Origin of the sequence: Chenggangzhangella methanolivorans (genome assembly GCF_042648545.1) — a bacterium.
In the GTDB taxonomy this organism is placed as follows: Bacteria; Pseudomonadota; Alphaproteobacteria; order Rhizobiales; family Methylopilaceae; genus Methylopila; species Methylopila methanolivorans.
Genome location: NZ_JBHRXS010000006.1, coordinates 815,251 through 832,292, shown reverse-complemented (window position 1 = coordinate 832,292; position 17,042 = coordinate 815,251). Strand labels below are relative to the sequence as shown.

At 68.9% G+C, this 17,042-nt stretch carries 17 protein-coding genes; 11 read left to right on the top strand and 6 right to left on the bottom strand.

What is annotated here, in order from left to right; translation table 11 throughout:
- Nucleotides 1-9 precede the first annotated feature (9 nt).
- The 6 genes from ACFOWB_RS15435 (at nucleotide 10) to rpmG (ending at nucleotide 5,762) form a co-directional block, all read left to right on the top strand.
- Nucleotides 10-381, top strand: coding sequence for a hypothetical protein (locus ACFOWB_RS15435; protein WP_261403080.1), 372 nt, complete (start codon nucleotides 10-12; stop codon nucleotides 379-381).
- A 234-nt stretch (nucleotides 382-615) separates the two neighbouring features.
- Complete coding sequence (gene rnr / locus ACFOWB_RS15430) at nucleotides 616-2,922, top strand: ribonuclease R (protein WP_261405840.1); 2,307 nt, start codon at nucleotides 616-618, stop codon at nucleotides 2,920-2,922.
- Nucleotides 2,919-3,374, top strand: coding sequence for a DUF983 domain-containing protein (locus tag ACFOWB_RS15425; RefSeq protein ID WP_261403079.1), 456 nt, complete (start codon nucleotides 2,919-2,921; stop codon nucleotides 3,372-3,374). The genes rnr and ACFOWB_RS15425 overlap by 4 nt, the downstream gene beginning before the upstream one ends.
- Nucleotides 3,371-4,069 (top strand): NUDIX hydrolase, encoded by a 699-nt coding sequence (locus ACFOWB_RS15420; RefSeq protein ID WP_261403078.1) that lies wholly within the window; start codon nucleotides 3,371-3,373, stop codon nucleotides 4,067-4,069. Before ACFOWB_RS15425 ends, ACFOWB_RS15420 begins: the two co-directional genes overlap by 4 nt.
- Before the next feature lie 259 nt (nucleotides 4,070-4,328).
- A complete protein-coding gene (locus ACFOWB_RS15415; protein WP_378148121.1) occupies nucleotides 4,329-5,495 on the top strand; it encodes an MFS transporter in 1,167 nt (388 codons plus the stop codon).
- 99 nt (nucleotides 5,496-5,594) lie between these two features.
- Complete coding sequence (rpmG, locus tag ACFOWB_RS15410) at nucleotides 5,595-5,762, top strand: 50S ribosomal protein L33 (RefSeq protein WP_261403077.1); 168 nt, start codon at nucleotides 5,595-5,597, stop codon at nucleotides 5,760-5,762.
- Between the two features lie 56 nt (nucleotides 5,763-5,818).
- Here rpmG and ACFOWB_RS15405 read toward each other — a convergent pair whose 3' ends face one another.
- Nucleotides 5,819-6,940, bottom strand: coding sequence for a PQQ-dependent sugar dehydrogenase (locus ACFOWB_RS15405; protein WP_378148119.1), 1,122 nt, complete (start codon nucleotides 6,938-6,940; stop codon nucleotides 5,819-5,821).
- Between the two features lie 281 nt (nucleotides 6,941-7,221).
- On the opposite strand from ACFOWB_RS15405, the gene ACFOWB_RS15400 reads away from it, so the two are divergent.
- Complete coding sequence (locus ACFOWB_RS15400) at nucleotides 7,222-7,674, top strand: hypothetical protein (protein WP_261403075.1); 453 nt, start codon at nucleotides 7,222-7,224, stop codon at nucleotides 7,672-7,674.
- Here the strand turns inward: ACFOWB_RS15400 and ACFOWB_RS15395 are convergent.
- The 5 genes from ACFOWB_RS15395 to ACFOWB_RS15375 are packed head-to-tail and all read right to left on the bottom strand — an operon-like array spanning nucleotide 7,664 to nucleotide 12,611.
- The gene (locus ACFOWB_RS15395; protein ID WP_261403074.1) at nucleotides 7,664-8,449 is read right to left on the bottom strand and encodes a formylmethanofuran dehydrogenase subunit C; all 786 of its coding nucleotides are present in this window, start codon (nucleotides 8,447-8,449) and stop codon (nucleotides 7,664-7,666) included. The two genes, ACFOWB_RS15400 and ACFOWB_RS15395, sit on opposite strands and share 11 nt — an antisense overlap.
- Nucleotides 8,446-9,342 carry a formylmethanofuran--tetrahydromethanopterin N-formyltransferase gene (fhcD, locus tag ACFOWB_RS15390; protein WP_261403073.1) on the bottom strand — a complete coding sequence of 299 codons (897 nt, stop codon included), beginning with the start codon at nucleotides 9,340-9,342 and terminating at the stop codon, nucleotides 8,446-8,448. Before fhcD ends, ACFOWB_RS15395 begins: the two co-directional genes overlap by 4 nt.
- A complete protein-coding gene (locus ACFOWB_RS15385; protein WP_261403072.1) occupies nucleotides 9,339-10,997 on the bottom strand; it encodes a formylmethanofuran dehydrogenase subunit A in 1,659 nt (552 codons plus the stop codon). Before ACFOWB_RS15385 ends, fhcD begins: the two co-directional genes overlap by 4 nt.
- Nucleotides 10,994-12,238: a hypothetical protein gene (locus tag ACFOWB_RS15380; protein WP_261403071.1), complete on the bottom strand. Its 1,245-nt coding sequence runs from the start codon at nucleotides 12,236-12,238 to the stop codon at nucleotides 10,994-10,996. Before ACFOWB_RS15380 ends, ACFOWB_RS15385 begins: the two co-directional genes overlap by 4 nt.
- On the bottom strand, nucleotides 12,231-12,611 hold the full coding sequence (locus tag ACFOWB_RS15375; protein ID WP_261403070.1) for a 4a-hydroxytetrahydrobiopterin dehydratase: 381 nt from the start codon (nucleotides 12,609-12,611) through the stop codon (nucleotides 12,231-12,233). The genes ACFOWB_RS15380 and ACFOWB_RS15375 overlap by 8 nt, the downstream gene beginning before the upstream one ends.
- 144 nt (nucleotides 12,612-12,755) lie before the next feature.
- On the opposite strand from ACFOWB_RS15375, the gene ACFOWB_RS15370 reads away from it, so the two are divergent.
- Genes ACFOWB_RS15370 through mch form a run of 4 tightly spaced genes read left to right on the top strand, consistent with a single transcriptional unit; the run spans nucleotide 12,756 to nucleotide 16,833 of the window.
- Entirely contained in the window at nucleotides 12,756-13,814 is a 1,059-nt protein-coding gene (locus ACFOWB_RS15370) for a beta-ribofuranosylaminobenzene 5'-phosphate synthase family protein (RefSeq protein WP_261403069.1), read from the top strand.
- On the top strand, nucleotides 13,815-14,708 hold the full coding sequence (locus tag ACFOWB_RS15365) for an NAD(P)-dependent methylenetetrahydromethanopterin dehydrogenase (protein WP_378148109.1): 894 nt from the start codon (nucleotides 13,815-13,817) through the stop codon (nucleotides 14,706-14,708).
- Between the two features lie 11 nt (nucleotides 14,709-14,719).
- Nucleotides 14,720-15,868 carry an ATP-grasp domain-containing protein gene (locus ACFOWB_RS15360; protein WP_378148107.1) on the top strand — a complete coding sequence of 383 codons (1,149 nt, stop codon included), beginning with the start codon at nucleotides 14,720-14,722 and terminating at the stop codon, nucleotides 15,866-15,868.
- On the top strand, nucleotides 15,865-16,833 hold the full coding sequence (mch, locus tag ACFOWB_RS15355) for a methenyltetrahydromethanopterin cyclohydrolase (protein WP_261405838.1): 969 nt from the start codon (nucleotides 15,865-15,867) through the stop codon (nucleotides 16,831-16,833). The genes ACFOWB_RS15360 and mch overlap by 4 nt, the downstream gene beginning before the upstream one ends.
- The last annotated feature ends 209 nt before the right edge of the window (nucleotides 16,834-17,042 follow it).

Genomic DNA, 17,042 nt, shown 5'->3' with positions numbered 1-17,042 from the left:
GGGCGAGCAATGAGGCCGTTGAAACTTTTTGCGCTGGGCGCCGCGACGGCGCTCGGCCTGAGCGCCGGCGCGAACGCCAAGAACTACGTGGTGTGGGGCGTTGGCGCCAAGACCTGCGGGGCCTGGACCGAAGCCAGGCTCACCAACAAGGAACGGGCCGAGACCTTCCAGTCCTGGGTCCACGCCTTCATGACGGGCGCGGCCTACGGGCGCGAGGGGCTCGACATCCGGCGCGACGTGAAGTTCGAGGCCGAGGCGCTGACCGCCTGGGTCGACAAGTACTGCGAGGTTAATCCGCTGATGACGGTGGAACGTGCGGCGGTGGCCTTGCTCGATCACATCGCCGGGGAGCCGGAGGCTGCGAAGGCGGCGCCGAATTAGGCGCGCCGCTCATCGCCCCATCCTGAGGCCTACCCTCCCCTGTCCCAGGGGAGGGAGAGCCCCTTCGTCCGCAATCTCGTCGGAAAGCTCGCGGTTAAGGCGGATACGTCGTAGAGGTCGACCTTACTCCTTTCACAGGACAGGTCCGCCAACGCGATGGCGTCGAAGCCCTCACCTTTCAAGCCGAAATCCCGCAAGCCGGCCGGCGATCGCCTGCCGAAGGCGGTCGCCGCCATGCCGAAGCCCGGGCTGCCGTCGCGCGACGAACTCGTAGCCTTCATCACGCAGTCAGGCGGCAAGACCGACAAGCGCGAGATCGCGCGCGCCTTCCATGTGAAGGGCGACGAGCGCGTCGAGCTGAAGCGCATGCTGCACGAGCTCGAGGACGACGGCGTCGTGAACCGCCGCGGAAAGACGCTCGGCCGCGCCGGATACCTGCCGAACGTCACCCTCGCCGACGTCACCGGCCGCGACGGCCATGGAGAACTGATCGCCGAGCCCGCCGACTGGGACGAAGACGACTTGGGCAAGGCGCCCAAGATCCTTGTCCTGACGTCGTCGAGCGGGCGCAGGCCCGGCGTCGCGCCGGGAGTGGGCGACCGCGTGCTGATCCGCGTGACGCCGGTCGAGGACGCCGAGCCCGGCGAGCCGACGCACGAAGGACGGGTGATCAAGATCCTGTCGAAGCAGTCGGCCCGGGTGCTCGGCGTGTTCCGGGCGCTGCCGGACGGCTCGGGCCGCCTCCAGCCGGTCGACAAGCGCAACGCCGGCCGCGAATTGCAGATCGCCGCCGAGGACGCCGACGGCGCGAAGGACGGCGACCTCGTGGCCGCCGACCTGCTGAAGTCCCGCAAGCACTATGGCCTGCCCGCCGCCCGCGTTCGCGAAAAGCTCGGTTCGCTGTCCAACGAGAAGGCGGTCAGCCTCATCGCGATCCACGCGCACAACATCCCGCACGTGTTTTCGCGCGAGACGCTCGCCGAGGCCGAAGACGCCAAGCCCGCGACGCTGAAAGGCCGCGAGGACTGGAGGAAAATTCCGCTCGTCACCATCGATCCGGTCGACGCCAAGGACCATGACGACGCCGTCCATGCCGAGCCGGACGTGAGCCCGGACAATCCCGGCGGCCATATGGTCATCGTCGCGATCGCCGACGTCGCGTCCTATGTGCGGCCGAACTCCGCGCTCGACCGCGAGGCGCTCGACCGCGGCAACTCGGTCTATTTTCCGGACCGCGTCGTTCCGATGCTGCCCGAGCGCATCTCGAACGACCTCTGCTCGCTGCGCGAGGCCGAGAACCGCCCGGCGCTGGCTGTCCGGATGATCTTCGACAAGGACGGCCGAAAACTCCGTCACACCTTCCACCGCGTGATGATGCGATCGGCCGCGAAGCTCTCCTATCAGGCCGCGCAGTCGGCGATCGACGGGACGCCGGACGACAAGACCGGGCCGCTGCTCGAGCCGGTGCTGAAGCCGCTCTGGGCCGCCTATGACGCCCTGAAGCGCGCCCGCGACGCCCGTGGCCCACTCGACCTCGACCTGCCGGAGCGCAAGCTCGTGCTGACGCCGGACGGCGCGGTCGACCGAGTCGTCGTCCCGCCCCGCCTCGACGCCCATCGGCTGATCGAGGAGTTCATGATCCAGGCGAATGTCGCCGCGGCCGAGACGCTGGAAGCCAAGCGCACGCCGCTGGTCTACCGCGTCCACGATGCGCCCTCGCTCGAAAAGCTCGAGGCGCTGCGCGAGCTCCTGAAGACGCTCGACATCGAGCTGCCGAAATCCGGGAACCTGCGCCCGGCGCACTTTAACGGCATCCTGACCCGCGTCGCGGGTGAGGAGTCCTCCAGTCTCGTCAACGAGGTGGTGCTGCGCACGCAGGCGCAGGCCGAATACGCCGCCGAAAACTACGGCCATTTCGGCCTGAATCTCCGCCGCTACGCCCACTTCACCTCGCCGATTCGCCGCTACGCCGACCTCATCGTCCACCGGGCGCTGGTGCGGGCGCTCGACCTCGGGAGCGACGGCCTGCCGGACGCGGTCTCGGTCGAGGAGCTGAACGAGATCGGCACGCGCATCTCGGCCTCGGAGCGCCGCGCCATGGCGGCCGAGCGCGAGACCATCGACCGGCTGATCGCCCATTTCCTGTTCGACCGCGTGGGCGCGACCTTCACCGGCCGCATCGCTGGCGTCACGCGCTCAGGCCTCTTCGTAAAACTCGACGAGACCGGCGCGGACGGCTTCGTGCCGGTCGGCACGCTCGGGCTCGACTATTTCGTGCATGACGAAGCCGCCCGCGCGCTCGTCGGCTCGGCGACCGGCGAAAGCTACCGGCTCGGCGACCATGTCGAGGTGAAGCTCGTCGAGGCCGCGCCGGTCGCGGGGGCTCTCCGCTTCGAGATGCTGTCGGAAGGGCGCCAGGGAAAGCCAGTCGGCCGCGGCAAGCGGGGCATGCGGCGCGCCGGCGCTCAGTCCTTCGGCGCATCGAAAACGCGGTCGGGACCCGCTAAGTCGAAGCCGAAGGGCAAAAAAGGAAAGCGATGAGCGTCGACTACGCGCACGGGAGCGAAGCGGAAGCCGATCCGCCCGCGCGCCCCATCTGGCGCTCGATGCGGCGCGGCGCGGTCCTGCGTTGCCCCGCCTGCGGCGAAGGCCGCATGTTCTCCGCCTACCTCAAGGTCACGCCGGCCTGCGCATCCTGCGGCGAAGAGCTTCACCACCAGCGCGCCGACGACGCGCCGACCTACATCGTCATCACGATCGTAGCCCATGTGGTGGTGGGGGCCCTCCTGTGGGTCGAGGTCGCCTACCAGCCGCCTGTGTGGCTGCACATGGCGATGTGGCTGCCGCTCACCGTCATTCTGTCGCTCGCGCTGCTGCCGCCCGTGAAGGGCGCGCTGGTCGGCCTGCAATGGGCGCTCAGGATGCATGGTTTCGGCGGCGAAGACGACGACATGCCCCCCGACGGCGGCCTCAAGCCCGAGCAGACACAGTGACCGAGACAGCAAAGCCAAAGCCCCAGCCGATCCGCGACGCCGGCACGCTGATCCTGATCGACCGATCGGAGACCGAACCCAAGGTGCTGATGGGCAAGCGCCATTCGGCCTCGCCCTTCATGCCCGGAAAGTTCGTGTTCCCGGGCGGGCGCGTGGAAGCCGCCGACGGCAAGGTCAACGTCGCGGGCGTCTATGCGCCCCATGTCGAGCGCCGCTTGCAGGAACGCGTGCAGCGCCCCTCGATCAGTCGCGCCCGCGCCTATGGCCTCGCGGCGATCCGGGAGCTTGCGGAAGAGACCGGCATCCTGGTGGGCGACCGCGAATCGGGCCCCTTTGCCTCGCCTGGCTCGACCTGGGATTCCTTCGCCGAAGCGGAAGTGTTTCCGTCTCTCGAAAGCCTCACGCTGATCGCCCGCGCCATCACCCCCACGGGCCGCCCTCGCCGCTTCGACGCGCGCTTCTTCGCCGCCGACGCGAGCGCGATCGGGGCGCGGAAGGAGGGCGTGGTGACGCCGGACGCAGAGCTCGTCGAGCTCGTCTGGGTGACGCTCGCCGAAGCCCGGACACTCGACCTGCCGAACATCACCGCGACGGTGCTGGGAGATCTCGCCGAGCGCATAGAGGAAGGCCTCGAGCGGGATCTCGCCGTGCCGTTCTATCCGAAGGGCTCTTCGGGCGTGCGGGAGCTGCTGTGACTTCGTGAGGCGCGGGTCTCTCCCCTCCCCCTTGCGGGGAGGGGTCGGGGGTGGGGGTGGCTCCGAAAGAGGCTCAGACGGTCACGCCGTTCTACGCCGGCGCAGAACGCTCGATCCTGAACCACCCCCACCCTTACCCTCCCCGCAAGGGGGAGGGAGCGGTTGGCGTGGCGTGCGCCGTCTCCACAGCAGCGGCATTTTTCCCATTGCGCCCGAGACACTGGCGTTCCGCCCCGCGCCGTGCTCCAGACAGCGCGCCATGACCGCCCGCACGAGCTTCAAAAGCCTCCTCACTCCCCCGATCATCGCCGCGATCGCCTGCATCACCACTGCGGGCGTGAGCCTTGCACTGTCGGTGCCACTGCTCGCCTTCGCCATGGAGGCGCGCGGGGCCTCGGGAACCTTCATCGGCGCCAACACCGCCATGGGCGGAGTCGCGGTGCTGGCGGCGACGCCCCTCATCCCCCGCGCGGCCGCGATACTCGGCGTGCGCCCTCTCCTGTTCCTCGCGCTCGCGCTCGGGGCGGCGACCATGCTCGGCTTCGCGGCCCCCTGGCCGCTCTGGACCTGGTTTCCGCTGCGCTTCGCGCTTGGGGTCAGCCTCGGCGCGATGTTCGTGCTGTCGGAGTTCTGGATCACCTCGCTCGCCCCGCCCCAGCAGCGCGGCGTGGTGATGGGGGCCTACGTCACCGCACTGTCTCTCGGCTTCGCCGCGGGGCCAGCGATTCTCGTGATGACCGGGACCGCGAGCCTCCTGCCCTATCTCGTCGGCGCGGCGCTGTTCGTCGTCGCCATGGTCCCGATTCTCCTGTTCGGGGCCGGCGCGCCGACGATCGAGAAGCCCGAGCCCGGCCGCGGCGTGCTGTTCTTCATCCGCCTCGCGCCAGCCGCAACGCTTGCGGGCTTCACCTTCGGAGCGATCGAGACCGGAGCCTTCACCTTCCTGCCGCTCTACGGGGTGCGCACCGGGCTTGACGCCGACGCCGCCGCGCTCATCGGCTCGGCGGTCGCGCTCGGCAACGTCGTGTCGCAGATCCCCATGGGCCTGCTGTCGGACCGGATGGACCGGCGCAAGCTTCTGATCCTCATCGGCGCGGGCTGCGCGGTGGGCGCGGCGGCGATCCCGCTGACGCAAGGCTCGATCATCGCCTATTTCGCGCTGGCCACCGTCTGGGGCAGCGTCATCACGGGCCTCTACACCGTTGGTCTTGCGATGCTGGGCGAGCGATTCTCAGGGGTCGACCTCGCCACCGCCAACGCCGCCTTCGTGATGATGTACGCCTTCGGCATGCTGGTCGGCCCGCCGGTGCTTGGCGTCGGCATGGACGTCTGGAATCCGCACGGCGCCCCGGCCCTGATCGCGCTGATGCTGGCGGCTTACGCGGCCGTCGCCGCCTTCGGCGCCAAAGCCGCCCGGGCGCCTTGACTTCCGGGCGTTCCTGAGTAGCTTGCGCGCTCCAATCCAGACCGTCTGGACGTCAGACTTTTCGCGGGCGCGACGTCCGCCCGTTCGAGGACTTCTCACATGGCGAAGGCCGCCAACATCAAGATCAAACTGCTGAGCACCGCCGACACCGGCACCTTCTACGTGACCAGCAAGAACTCGCGCACCAAGACCGAAAAGATGGTCATGAAGAAGTATGACCCGGTCGTGCGCAAGCACGTCGACTTCAAGGAAACCAAGATCAAGTGATCCTGGGTTCTCTGGACTGAACGCCAAAAGGCGCTCTTCGGAGCGCCTTTTTCGTTTCAGCGCGCCCGCGTCAGCCGCAGCAGGCGCGCCTTGGGCCCGTCGGTCAGCACGAGGATCGAGCCGTCGGGCGCGACCTTCACGTCGCGGATCCGCTCGCCACGTTCGGCCAGAAGCAGGTCCTGCCCCACGATGCGGCCGCCCTCGCGCCTCACGCGCCGCACCGCCTTCTCCTTCAGCGCCGGCACCAGTAGGTCGCCGCGCCAGCCCGGGAACAGGTCGCCATCGTAGATCGCGAGGCCCGCAGGCGCGATTGAGGGCGTCCATTCGAGGAGCGGCGGCTCATAGCCGGGCAAGTCCCGAAACGGCGAGACGCGCGCGAAGGTGTAGTCGAGTCCGCCGGTGACGATCGGCCAGCCGTAGTTCTTGCCCGGCGACACGCGGTTGATCTCGTCGCCCCCGCGCGGCCCGTGCTCGGAGATCAGGATCGAGCCGTCCGCGGGATCGACCACCACGCCCTGCACGTTGCGGTGCCCGAGGCTGAACACCTCCGGCGCGGCGCCCGCGCGCGCGACGAACGGGTTGTCGGCCGGGGCCCTGCCCTCGCGATCGAGGCGCACGAGCTTGCCGAGATGGTTCGACAGGTCCTGAGCGTCCTCGCGCCGGTCGAAACCGTCGCCGAGCGTCAGGAGCAGCGTCCCGTCCGGCAGGAAGGCGATGCGGCCGCCGTAATGCGAATTCCCCGCCTTGGGCGTCGCGCTGAACAGCACGCGCATGTCACGGAGCGCGTCGCCGTCGAGCCGCGCGCGGACGAGCCGGGTGTTGTTGGCCTCGCGGCGTCCATAGGCGAACGTCAGGTAGATCAGGCCGTTGGAGGAAAACTCAGGATCGGCCGCGACGTCCATGAGGCCGGTCTTCTTCGTGAAATAGACGTCCGGAAGAGATCCGATCCGGATCGCGGTTCTGGACCCGTCCGTCTCGAGCGCCATGAGGCGCCCGCCGAGTTCCGTCACGAGGCGGCGGCCATTGGGGAGAACCGTGACCGACCACGGCATGAGGAACCCGTAAACGACCGTCTCGACGCGGTAGGTGGAGGGATCGACGCGCGGGATGGGCTCGGCCCGCGCCGGCGGGAACGCCGCTGCGGCCATGATTGAGACGGCGAGAAGGATCAGTCGCAAGGGATGCTCCGCGCCGCGAACGCCGGAGCGGCTCGCGGCGGATATGGCGAGCAGGACGTGAAAGCCCAATCAAGTCCCGGAGAGGCGGGCTTTCGGCTGGAGGAGATCACGCTAGAACGGCGTGTCGATCGACTCGTGAACCTCCCGTCATGCCCGCGTCTTCCCGCGGGTATCCACGACTTTGCAAGCGCTGCGTTCGACGACCAAGTCGTGGATGCCCGGCTCCACCGGGCATGACCGCAGTGGGCGATGAACGTTCGCCACATGTTAGAAAGCCGCCTTTGACCCTCGCCCGCCTTGCCCGAGTCGCCATCGCCTTCCTCGCGGCCGTCGCGGCGACGGCGGTTTTGGGGAGCGTCCTGCAGACCCAGATCAACATCGCGGCGATCGAGTCGATCGGGCCGGCCGTGCCGCTCGGCCTTCGCGCCGCCACCACCGCAGAGGACATGCTGGGCTTCGGGCCCGTGATGGCCGCGATCGCCGGCGCCGCCATGGCTCCGGCGTTTCTCGTCGCGGGCGTTTTCGTGTGGCTCGCCGACAGAAGCCCGACGATCCTGTTTTCGCTCGCCGGCGTGCTGGGATTGTTCGCCGCCTTCGGGCTGATGGGGCACTTCACCCCGATGCCGACGCTCGTCGGTGCCGTGCGAGGCCCGTTCGGCCTCGCGGCGATGTGCGCGACGGGCCTGGTCGGCGGCCTCGTATTCTCCCGGCTCGCGACGAAGCCTAGCGGCTGACGATCAGCGCCTCGCCCTTGCCGGCGATGTTGAGGTCGCCGGCGTAGCGGCGCGCCTTGGTCACGTCCTTGCCGAGGAACGCCGCAAGCTCCGGCGAACGGCGGACCAGCACGCGCAGCATGACGAGGTCATGGTCGCCGGCGTCATGGAACCCCGACGCGAGGCCATCGGCGGAACGCAGGAAGAGCGTCCCGCGCTTCATGCCGCGGCCGGCGTTCGCGCCCAACTTGCCCGCGACCGCGAGCGACCCCGCTATGAGGTCGGTCGCGGCTTCTTCCGCGACGTCGCCGCCCACCACCACCACGCCGCCGCGCAGGCGCTCGCAGGCGCGGCGGCCGGCCGAGCCCGCCACCACCACCACGCCGCCGCTCATGCCGCGCCGGGAGCCGTCACCCGCCGCGCCGAGATGCGCGCCGACTGAGCCCGCCACCGCGACCTTTCCGCCGGAAATCTCCGCCGCAGTGAAATCACCTGCGGAGCCGTCGACCACGATCGCCCCGCCGGTCATGCGCGAGCCCAGCGAATGCCCGACATCGCCCTTCACGACGATTTCGCCTTCAACCAGCCGCGCGCCGACGCGGTCGAGCCGCCCGCCGCCTTCGATCGTCAGACGGCCATTGGCTGAGCCCGACACGTCGAACAATTCGCCAAGCTCCACCGTCGATCCGCCATAGCCGATCTTGTGCTTGGCCAGATCCGCCATGCCCGGCAGCATGCCGCCGAGATCGACGCGCGCCTCGAACTCTTCGCGCGGGGTGAGGACGAGCCCGGTCACTTCATGATCTCCCGGAGCTTGAAGTGGAACGGCCCGAGATTGCCGCCGTAATTGCCGGCGTCGATCGCCACCACGCCCTTGGCGCGGCCGAGCGCGACGACCGCCTCGATGCCCGCCCGCGTGCAGTCCGACACCGCCTTCTCCGAGACGCCGTCGATGACGATCTCCATCACCGAGGCGACCTCGGGCGGCAGCGCGGTCTGACCCTGAGCGCGCAGCGTCGGGCAGTAGGCGTTGTTGGTCGAGGCGAACATGCCGGCGTATTTCGAGCCGACCTTCGAGCCCGAGCGCACTATCCCGCCGGGGAACGGCAGGATGTTGCCCGGCACCTTGCTCATCGCTTCCGCAGCGGCTTCCGCCGCCTGCAGCGCCTCGCCGCGCGAGGTCGCGAGGATCAGGATGTTGCCGCCCCCGACGCCCGAGACCGAGCCGGTCTCATGGTCGCAGACGAACTCGCCTTCCATGACGGGGATACGCCAGATGCGCTTGCCGTTGACGTTCTTGGCGATCTGCCAGCCGTCGCCGAAATATTTGAGCGCCTTGCCGATCGAGATCGAGTCGCCGCCCTCGACGCCTGCGTAGCAGGCCGAGGTCGGCGAGGTCAGCACGCACTGGCCGATGCGGTTCGGCACGATCGACTTCAGGCCCTTGATGTCCATCGCGAAGATGAGCACCGCAACGCCTGGGCGACCGTCCGGCGTCTCTTCAGCCGGCACCTCGCGCTCGACGCCGGCCTCGCAGCCGCAGCCGATCACGGAAGTGGCGAAGCCCGTCATGGTCTTGGCCGCGATCATGGCCCATTTGGCCGTGTCGGCGGTGATGATCAGCCGCGTGCCGACCATCGGGAAGGCTTCCGCGAAACTGTCGCGGATCTCGACGCCGTTCAGGATCATGACGCCCTCACGGTCTGGTGGCGCACGGTCCCTCGCCCGCCGCGGATCTCGTCGTCGGAGAGCCTGAAGGTCTTCGCCTTGTAGCCCATCGCCTCGTCGAACCAGCGGTCCATCTTGGAGTCCATCGACTTGTCGTAGTCCGGCGCGACCTGATGCGTGCGGCCATAGACGAGATCGACGATCTCTCCGTCCTTCACGATGACGCGGCCGTCCTTCAGCACGTAGTCAGCCTTCTGGAACATGGCCTCGCGGTCCTTGTCCTCGCGGTAGACCACTACGTCGCCGACCGCGCCCGCGCCGAGGTGGCCGCGGTCGGTGAGGCCGAGGATCTTCGCCGGCGCCGCGCGGGTGACGATCGCGATCTCTTCGAGCGTGTATTCGCGCTTGATCTCGAGCAGGTTCGAGGCCTTGCGCGCCGCCTTGTTGAGCCGCGCGAACTGCTCCTCGCGAAAACTGCGGTCCATCAGCAGCTTGATGAGGTGCGGATAGGTGGTGAACGGGCCGCCGTTCGGATGGTCGGTCGTCAGGAACACGCGCCAAGGGTCTTCGATGAGCAGGAACAGCTCCAGCCCGATCGCCCATTGCAGCGCGTTGACGAAGTTCTTGTCTTTGTATTCGAAAGGCACGATCCCGCAGGCCGCGTCCATCTCCATGTCCATGCCGAGCCAGCGCTTCGGCGTGGCGATGCCGCGGTTGCGGTACTGGGACATAAGGTCGGCCGAGGCGGTCACCGTCTGGCCGAACATCACCTGCCCGACATCAACTGTGATGTTGGGGTTCTTGTTGACCGCTTCCGCGATCTTGGCCGCGCCGGAGGAGAACTTGCGGTCGCCCTCGGTCCCGTAGCTGTGGAACTGCACATGCGTCAGGTGCAGCGGCAGGCCCTCGGCGGCCGCGATCGTGTCGAGCGTCGTCTGCTCGTTGCCGGGAACGCCGAGATTGCAGCCGTGGAGGTGGATCGGATGGGCGAGCCCCAGCTCCTTCACCGCCTTCACCAGCGTCTGCAGAACCTTGCGGGGCGTGACGCCGTAGCGCTCGTTCTGCTCGTCGAGATCAAGCTTTCGCTGGTTGAACTTGAACGCGTTGATGCCGCCCGGATTGACGATCTTGATCGCCATGGTCTTGGTCGCGGCCAGCATCCAGGCCACGTAGTCGTTGACCTCCTGCTGGCTCGCGCCGGTGGCGATGAAGTCCAGCAGCTTGTCGTCGTTGCCGAGCACCAGATAGCCGCCGGTGTCGAGGAACGGGATGTCGGCCATCTCGGCGTGCATGTGGCGCGCGTTGGACGCGACCATCGCGGGCTCGAACACCGCCGTATAGCCCATCTCGGCGTAGCGGCAGCCGGTGGCGTGGGCGGTCATGGTCGAGAGCCCGCCGCCGCAGCCGCAGAACTCGCCCTTGGGTTCGCGGATCGCCCGCTGCTCCTCGGACATCAGCAGACGCGAGATGTTCGACTTGCCGCCGGCGATGTGGCTGTGGATGTCGATGGCGCCCGCCATGACGATCCCGCCCTTGGCGTCGATGGTCTCGGCGTTCGCGGGCGCGGCGTCGGCGGCGGCCACGCGGCCGTCCACCACGACGACGTCGCGCAGCGTCGCGGCCTCGCCGTTCGCCGGGTCCAGAACCTTGCCGTTGGTGATGCGCACCGCGCTCATGGCTGGGCCTCCGCGATGCCGGTCACGACCTCGGCGACGCTCTTCAGCCCCGCGTCGCGATACTTTTTGAGCGGCAGACCCACGACCGAATCCGCACGAAACACGAGGCCCGCATGGTCGAGGCCGGGCTGACCGACGGGAATGAAGACGTCCGGCTCGCGCTCGAACTCGGTTCCTGGATGCGCGATCGCGATGATCTGCGCGTCGGACGACGGCGGCTTTTCGGGGCGGAACGCAGACGTCCAGACAAGGATGTCGGCATCCTCGAGCGCGGCCTCAGTCGAATAGGCCGACTGGTCGTGCTCGGAAACGCCGTCGCGGAAGCCGAGGCGGAGCGGAAAGCCCGTCGTCCAGAGCGAGACGTGATAGGCGCCAGTGAGATTGTCCTTGCCCGACAGCGGCAGGCAGGCGGCGCGGGTCGAGACGTTGAGCGCGTCGACGACCGACACCGCGCGCTCGACCACGAGGTCGCCGTCGTCCCCGAGCGACGAGGCGCTCCAGGCGAGCACGGCGTACTTGGCCGACTTGAGCGCCTCCGCGAGCGGCGCGAGGTCCGGCGCGCCGGCGACCGGCGCCTGTCCGGCGACCAGCGCCTGCAGGCGCGACATGGCGTCGACGAGGCCGCTGTCGGGTACAGGGATCGTCTCGACTGTCGAACCGTCGAGCTGGGCCTTGGCCTCCGCAGTCGGCTCGCCGCCGACAAACACCACCTTGCGCGGCCCGGTGAGGAACCGACCGGTCTTCGGCGTCACGCGCGAATAGAGCTGGTGGAACGCCTTGGACGGGTCCGGCCCGACCACCACGAACAGGTCGCAGCGGTTGCGGACCTCCGCGAAGGTCGTGGCGATCCAGCCCTTGCGCTGCGAGGAGGCGAGATTTTTGTAGAGCCCCGGCGAGGCGTAATGATCGACGCTGCCGCCGGTCTTGGCCGCAAGCTTCAGGATCGCGCGCACGCCGTCGACATCCGCGCCAAGGCCTGCATAGGCCGGCGACCGCGCGCCGGCCAGCAGCTCGGCCGCGGCCGACACGGCGACGTCGAGCGGCACGTCGCGGCCGTTCACCCGCGCTGAGGGCGCTGGCTCCGGTCCGCGGCGGAACAGCGCCGCGGCGCGTCCGCACACGCCCTCGCCCGCCTCCACGGCCTCGCCCGAGACCTTCAACGTCGCGTCGTCGCAGCCGAGGCCGCAGAACGGGCAGACGACGTCCTCATGCGTCACGCCGCCGCTCGCCTGGTCAGTCATATTTCACGTAGGCGAAGCGCTGGTCGCCCTGCGGCGTGCCCTCGAGGCCCTGCCCTTCCGAGCCCGGCTGCCACTGCACCACATCCTCGATTTTCTTCGCGAGCGAGAAGTCCCGGTCCGTGATCCCCTTGGCGTCGTGGCTCATCAGGCGAACCTCGACCCAGGCGTAGGACGCGGTGATGTCGGGATGGTGCCAGGCGGCCTCGGCGAGGTGGCCGACGGTGTTGATCACCATCAGCGTGCCCTTCCAGCTGTTGGTCTTGTAGGTGCGGCGAATCCAGCCGTCCTCGAGCTTCCACTTGGGCAGCTCGCTCGCGAGGCGCTTTTCGACCTCATCGGCCGGAATGACCGTCGTGGCCTTGGCTTCAGCCATATCGGCGTCCCCCTTTTGGTGAATTGCGGCGAGGCTTACACAGGCGCCCGCGGCCGTGCAACGCGGCCCCGGTTAAGGACTTAGGCTTATAGGCGCGGTTGGCGTCACACCCCCTCCACGCCTAATGTGCGATCGAAGAAACCCATGAACAGCCAAGCCGAACACGAGCGGGGAAGCCGCCAGTCGCGCAGCCCCCGGGCGCTCAGCGTCACCGCGCCCGGACGGCTGCACATTGGCTTTCTCGACCTGAACGGCAGCCTCGGCCGCCGTTTCGGCAGCATCGGCGTGGCGGTGGAGCGGCCGGTGACGCGGCTCAGGATAGAGACCGCGGACGCGCTTTCGGCCGAGGGACCGGACGCCGCCCGCGTCGTTGCGACGATCGAAACGCTCGCCCGCGCCGTCCCGGAATTCGATCCGCGGCTGAAAGTCACGGTGGAGGAGGCGCTGCCCGCCCATGCCGGCCTCGGATCCGGCACGCAGCTCGCGCTGGCGGTCGGCGTCGGGGCGAGTCGCGTCGGCGGCGCGCCCATGACGCCCCACGAGGTCTCCCGCGCCATCGGCCGCGGCATGCGCTCGGCGATCGGGCTCGGGGCGTTCGAAGGCGGCGGCGTGCTGCTCGACGGCGGACAGCCGGTCGCGCCCGAGCCTGGCGACCACCGCCCGCCGCCGCTCATCTCGCGCGTCGCCGTCCCGGAAAACTGGCGCTTCATCCTGATCTTCGACGAAGGGATGAGCGGGCTCTCGGGCGGCGAGGAGACCCGCGCGATGGGTCGTTTGCCGGTGTTCCCGGAGGCGCTCGCAGATCGGCTCTGTCGCCTGACTCTCATGACGTTGATGCCCGCCGTCTCGCTCGGCGACGCGGTCGCCTTTGGACGCGCCGCGAGCGAGATTCAGCGCCGCCTCGGCGACCATTTTTCGCAGTTTCAGGGCGGACGTTTCACGTCTCCTGACGTCTCAGACGCGCTAAGCGTAAGCGAAGCTGAAGGGGCGACCGGCGTCGGACAGAGCTCGTGGGGGCCGACCGGCTTCGCCATCTTCGGCGATCCGGCGTCGGCCGAGGCCGCCGTCGCCCGCCTTCGCGCGCGTTTCGCCGACCGGACGAACCTCCGGTTCGACGTGGTGCGCGGCAACAATCACGGCGCCGTCCTGACCGAGCTTTCCGACGCGGAGGCCGGACAGGGCCGCAGCCTGCAGGAGACGTAAATGTCCGACGCCGTCCCGATCCTCCACATGATCACGCCGCTCCGGAACACGAGCCCGTTCGACGTGAACATGGCCGTCGACGCAGGCTTCTCCTCGATCGTCACCTATTCCGAGGTCGCGCTCGGCGACGTCGCTGGGCTGACGCAGGACGCGATGTTCTCGCGCTCGCCGGACGCCGCCAAGCGCACCGTGATGTTCATCGGCGGCAAGGACGCGAGCCTCGCGCTCGATCAGATGGCGGCGGCCGCCAAGGCGCTGTTTCCGCCCTTCGAGATCTCGCTCTTCGCCGACCCCTCCGGCGCCTTCACCACAGCGGCCGCCATGATCGCGCTCGTCGAGAAAAACCTCCGCGGCAAGCGCGAGGGCGGCCTGACGGGCGCCAAGGTGCAGGTCTACGGCGCGACCGGGATCATCGGCGGCATCGCGGCGGTGATCGCGGCGCAGGCCGGCGCCGACGTCACCATCGTGAGCCATCTCGTGATCGAGGACGTCGAGGCCAAGGCTGTCGACTTCAAGAAGCGCTTCGGCGTGAAGCTCAACTGCGCGGTCGCTAAGACCGACGAGGACAAAAAGGCGTTGGTCGCCGACACCGAGGTGATCCTCACCTGCGCTTCGGCCGGCATCGAGGTGATCTCGACGCCCGTTCTGGAGGCGGCCAAGAAGCTGATCGTCGCCGCCGACATCAACGCTGTGCCGCCGAACGGGATTTCCGGCGTCGGCTCGAACGAAGACGGGGTGAAGCTCGCAAACGGCGTCGGGATCGGCGCGCTCGTCATCGGGCAGGTGAAGTACCAGGTGCAGCACCAGATTCTGAAGCGCATCCGCGAGTCGGATGTGGCGTTGCAGGTGAGCTTCCCGGAGGCCTTCCAGCTCGCCCGCGAGCTTTCAGCCTGACGACGCCTACGTTGACCGACCAGCCGCCCTTCGACCTTGCGGTCATCGCGCTCTCGGCCCGGGCGCTCGCGCGCTCGGCCAGGCGCGCGGGCCTCAACGTGCTGGCGCTCGACCTGTTCGCCGACGACGACACGCGCGAGCACGCGGCGGAAGCGGTCCGCGTACCTATGCGCCGGAGCGTGGTGGCTTTTGATCGGCGGGCGTTGCTCGACGCGCTGGCGAGCCACGCTCCCGAAGGGTTGCCGGTCGTATTCGGCGCCGGCTTCGAGCACGCTCCGAACTTGATGCGGGCGATCGCGCGGCGAAATCCGGTGCTGGGCGCCTCGTCCGAGACGGTCGCGCTGCTCAAAAATCCGGAAGCTTTTGCGGGTCTGCTCGACGATCTCGGCGTCCGCCGCCCCGCCATGGCGCCCCATGGCGCCGCCGACCTGGATGCGGCCCGTTGGCTCTCGAAGCGCGCCGGAGCCTCGGGCGGATCGCATATCCGCACCGGAACCGCGGTCAGAGCCCGACGATACCTGCAGGAGCGCGTCGAGGGCCGCGCGGTCTCGGCGCTGTTTCTCGCCGACGGCGCGAAAGCGCATGTGCTCGGCTTCTCGGAACAATGGCCAGATCCCGCGCCCGCCGCGCCCTTCCGCTATGGCGGAGCGGTCGGGCCGGTCACCATCTCCGACGGGGTCGCCGCCAGCATCGACGCCGCGCTCGACCGCCTCGTCTCCGCGACGCGCCTCAAAGGCCTTGCCAGCGCCGACATGATCCTGCCGGACGACCAAAGCTTCGTCCTGCTCGAGATCAATCCCCGCCCCGGCGCGACGCTCGACGTGTTCGACCGCGGCGACATGCCGGCGCTCATAAACCTCCACATCGAGGCCTGCGCGGGCCGCCTGCCCGGCCCCCTGCCCCGGCTTGAGACCGCATTCGCCGCCGCCGTCGTCCACGCCCCAGCGACAACCCGCGCGGGCGCTGTCGCGCGTCCGCACTGGACGGCCGATTGGCCTTCATGCGACGAGACCGTCCCCGCAGGCGCGCCGTTCTGCACGGTGTTCGCCGCCGGCCAGGACCCTCTGGCCGCCCGCCGACTTCTCGAGGAGCGACGCGACGCGCTTCTCGCCCGCCTTCCATCCGCGCGTGTCCCCGCGCCCACGAACCAAAAATGGTGACGCACATGACAAAAAGACCAAGCGTGGGAACGCTCTCGGCCCCGCTCGTCGAGGCGCTCGTGCGCGACGCCGAGAGCCTTCGCCTCGGGATCGAGAAGACCTCGACCGGCGCGACGATCGTCGACGGCGGCATTTCGGTGCGGGGCGGCCTCGAGGCCGGCCGCCGCATCACCGAGATCTGCCTCGGCGGCCTCGGCCAGGCGAAGTTCGTCGCCGACAGCCGGTTCCCCGGCTGGACCACCGCGATCCAGATCACGACGCTCGACCCCGTCACCGCCTGCCTCGGCAGCCAGTACGCCGGCTGGAGCCTCTCGGAGGGCGACTTCTTCGCGCTCGGTTCCGGCCCCGCCCGCGCTCTCTGGGCCAAGGAAGAGCTTTTTGGCGAGCTCTGCTACAAGGACGAGGCGGCGACCGCCGCGCTCGTGCTCGAGACCGACAAGCGCCCGCCGGACTCGCTGATCTCCTTCATCGCCAAGGAGTGCGGCGTGTCCGAGGAGAAGCTGACGCTCATCCTCACGCCCACCACCAGCCTTGCGGGCTCGGTGCAGGTCGTCGGCCGCGTGCTCGAGGTCGCGCTGCACAAGGCGCACGCCATCCACTTCCCGCTCGAGCGCATCGTCGACGGCACGGGCGTCGCCCCGGTGCCCCCGCCGGCCGCCGATTTCCTCGGCGGCATGGGCCGCACCAACGACGCGGTGCTCTACGGCGGCGAGATCGCGCTCTATGTCGAGGGTCCCGAGGACGAGGCCGAGCAGCTCGCCAATGGCCTGCCCTCCTCCACCTCGAAGGACCACGGCCGCCCCTTCGGCGAGATCTTCGCGGGCTACAATTTCGACTTCTACGCCTGCGACGCCGGCCTGTTCTCGCCTGCGGTCGTGACGGTGACCGCGCTTTCGACCGGTAAGAGCTTCTCCGCCGGCGCGTTCGAGCCGGCGCTGGTCGAGAAGTCGTTTCGCGGCGCGTAAAGCCAGTAAGGGCGTCATCCCGGACGGCCCTCCCGGCCGATCCGGGATCGTCTTCCCACGAAGCCTCAAGAACCGCAGCGTAATCCCCCGGTTTATCCGGGGGATCCACGCCAGATCACAAAGCGCCGCGTATCGGAACAGTGGATGCCCCGGATGAACCGGGGCATGACGAGCGCTGTGGCTTCGAGCCTTTCCTGATTCCGCCTCTC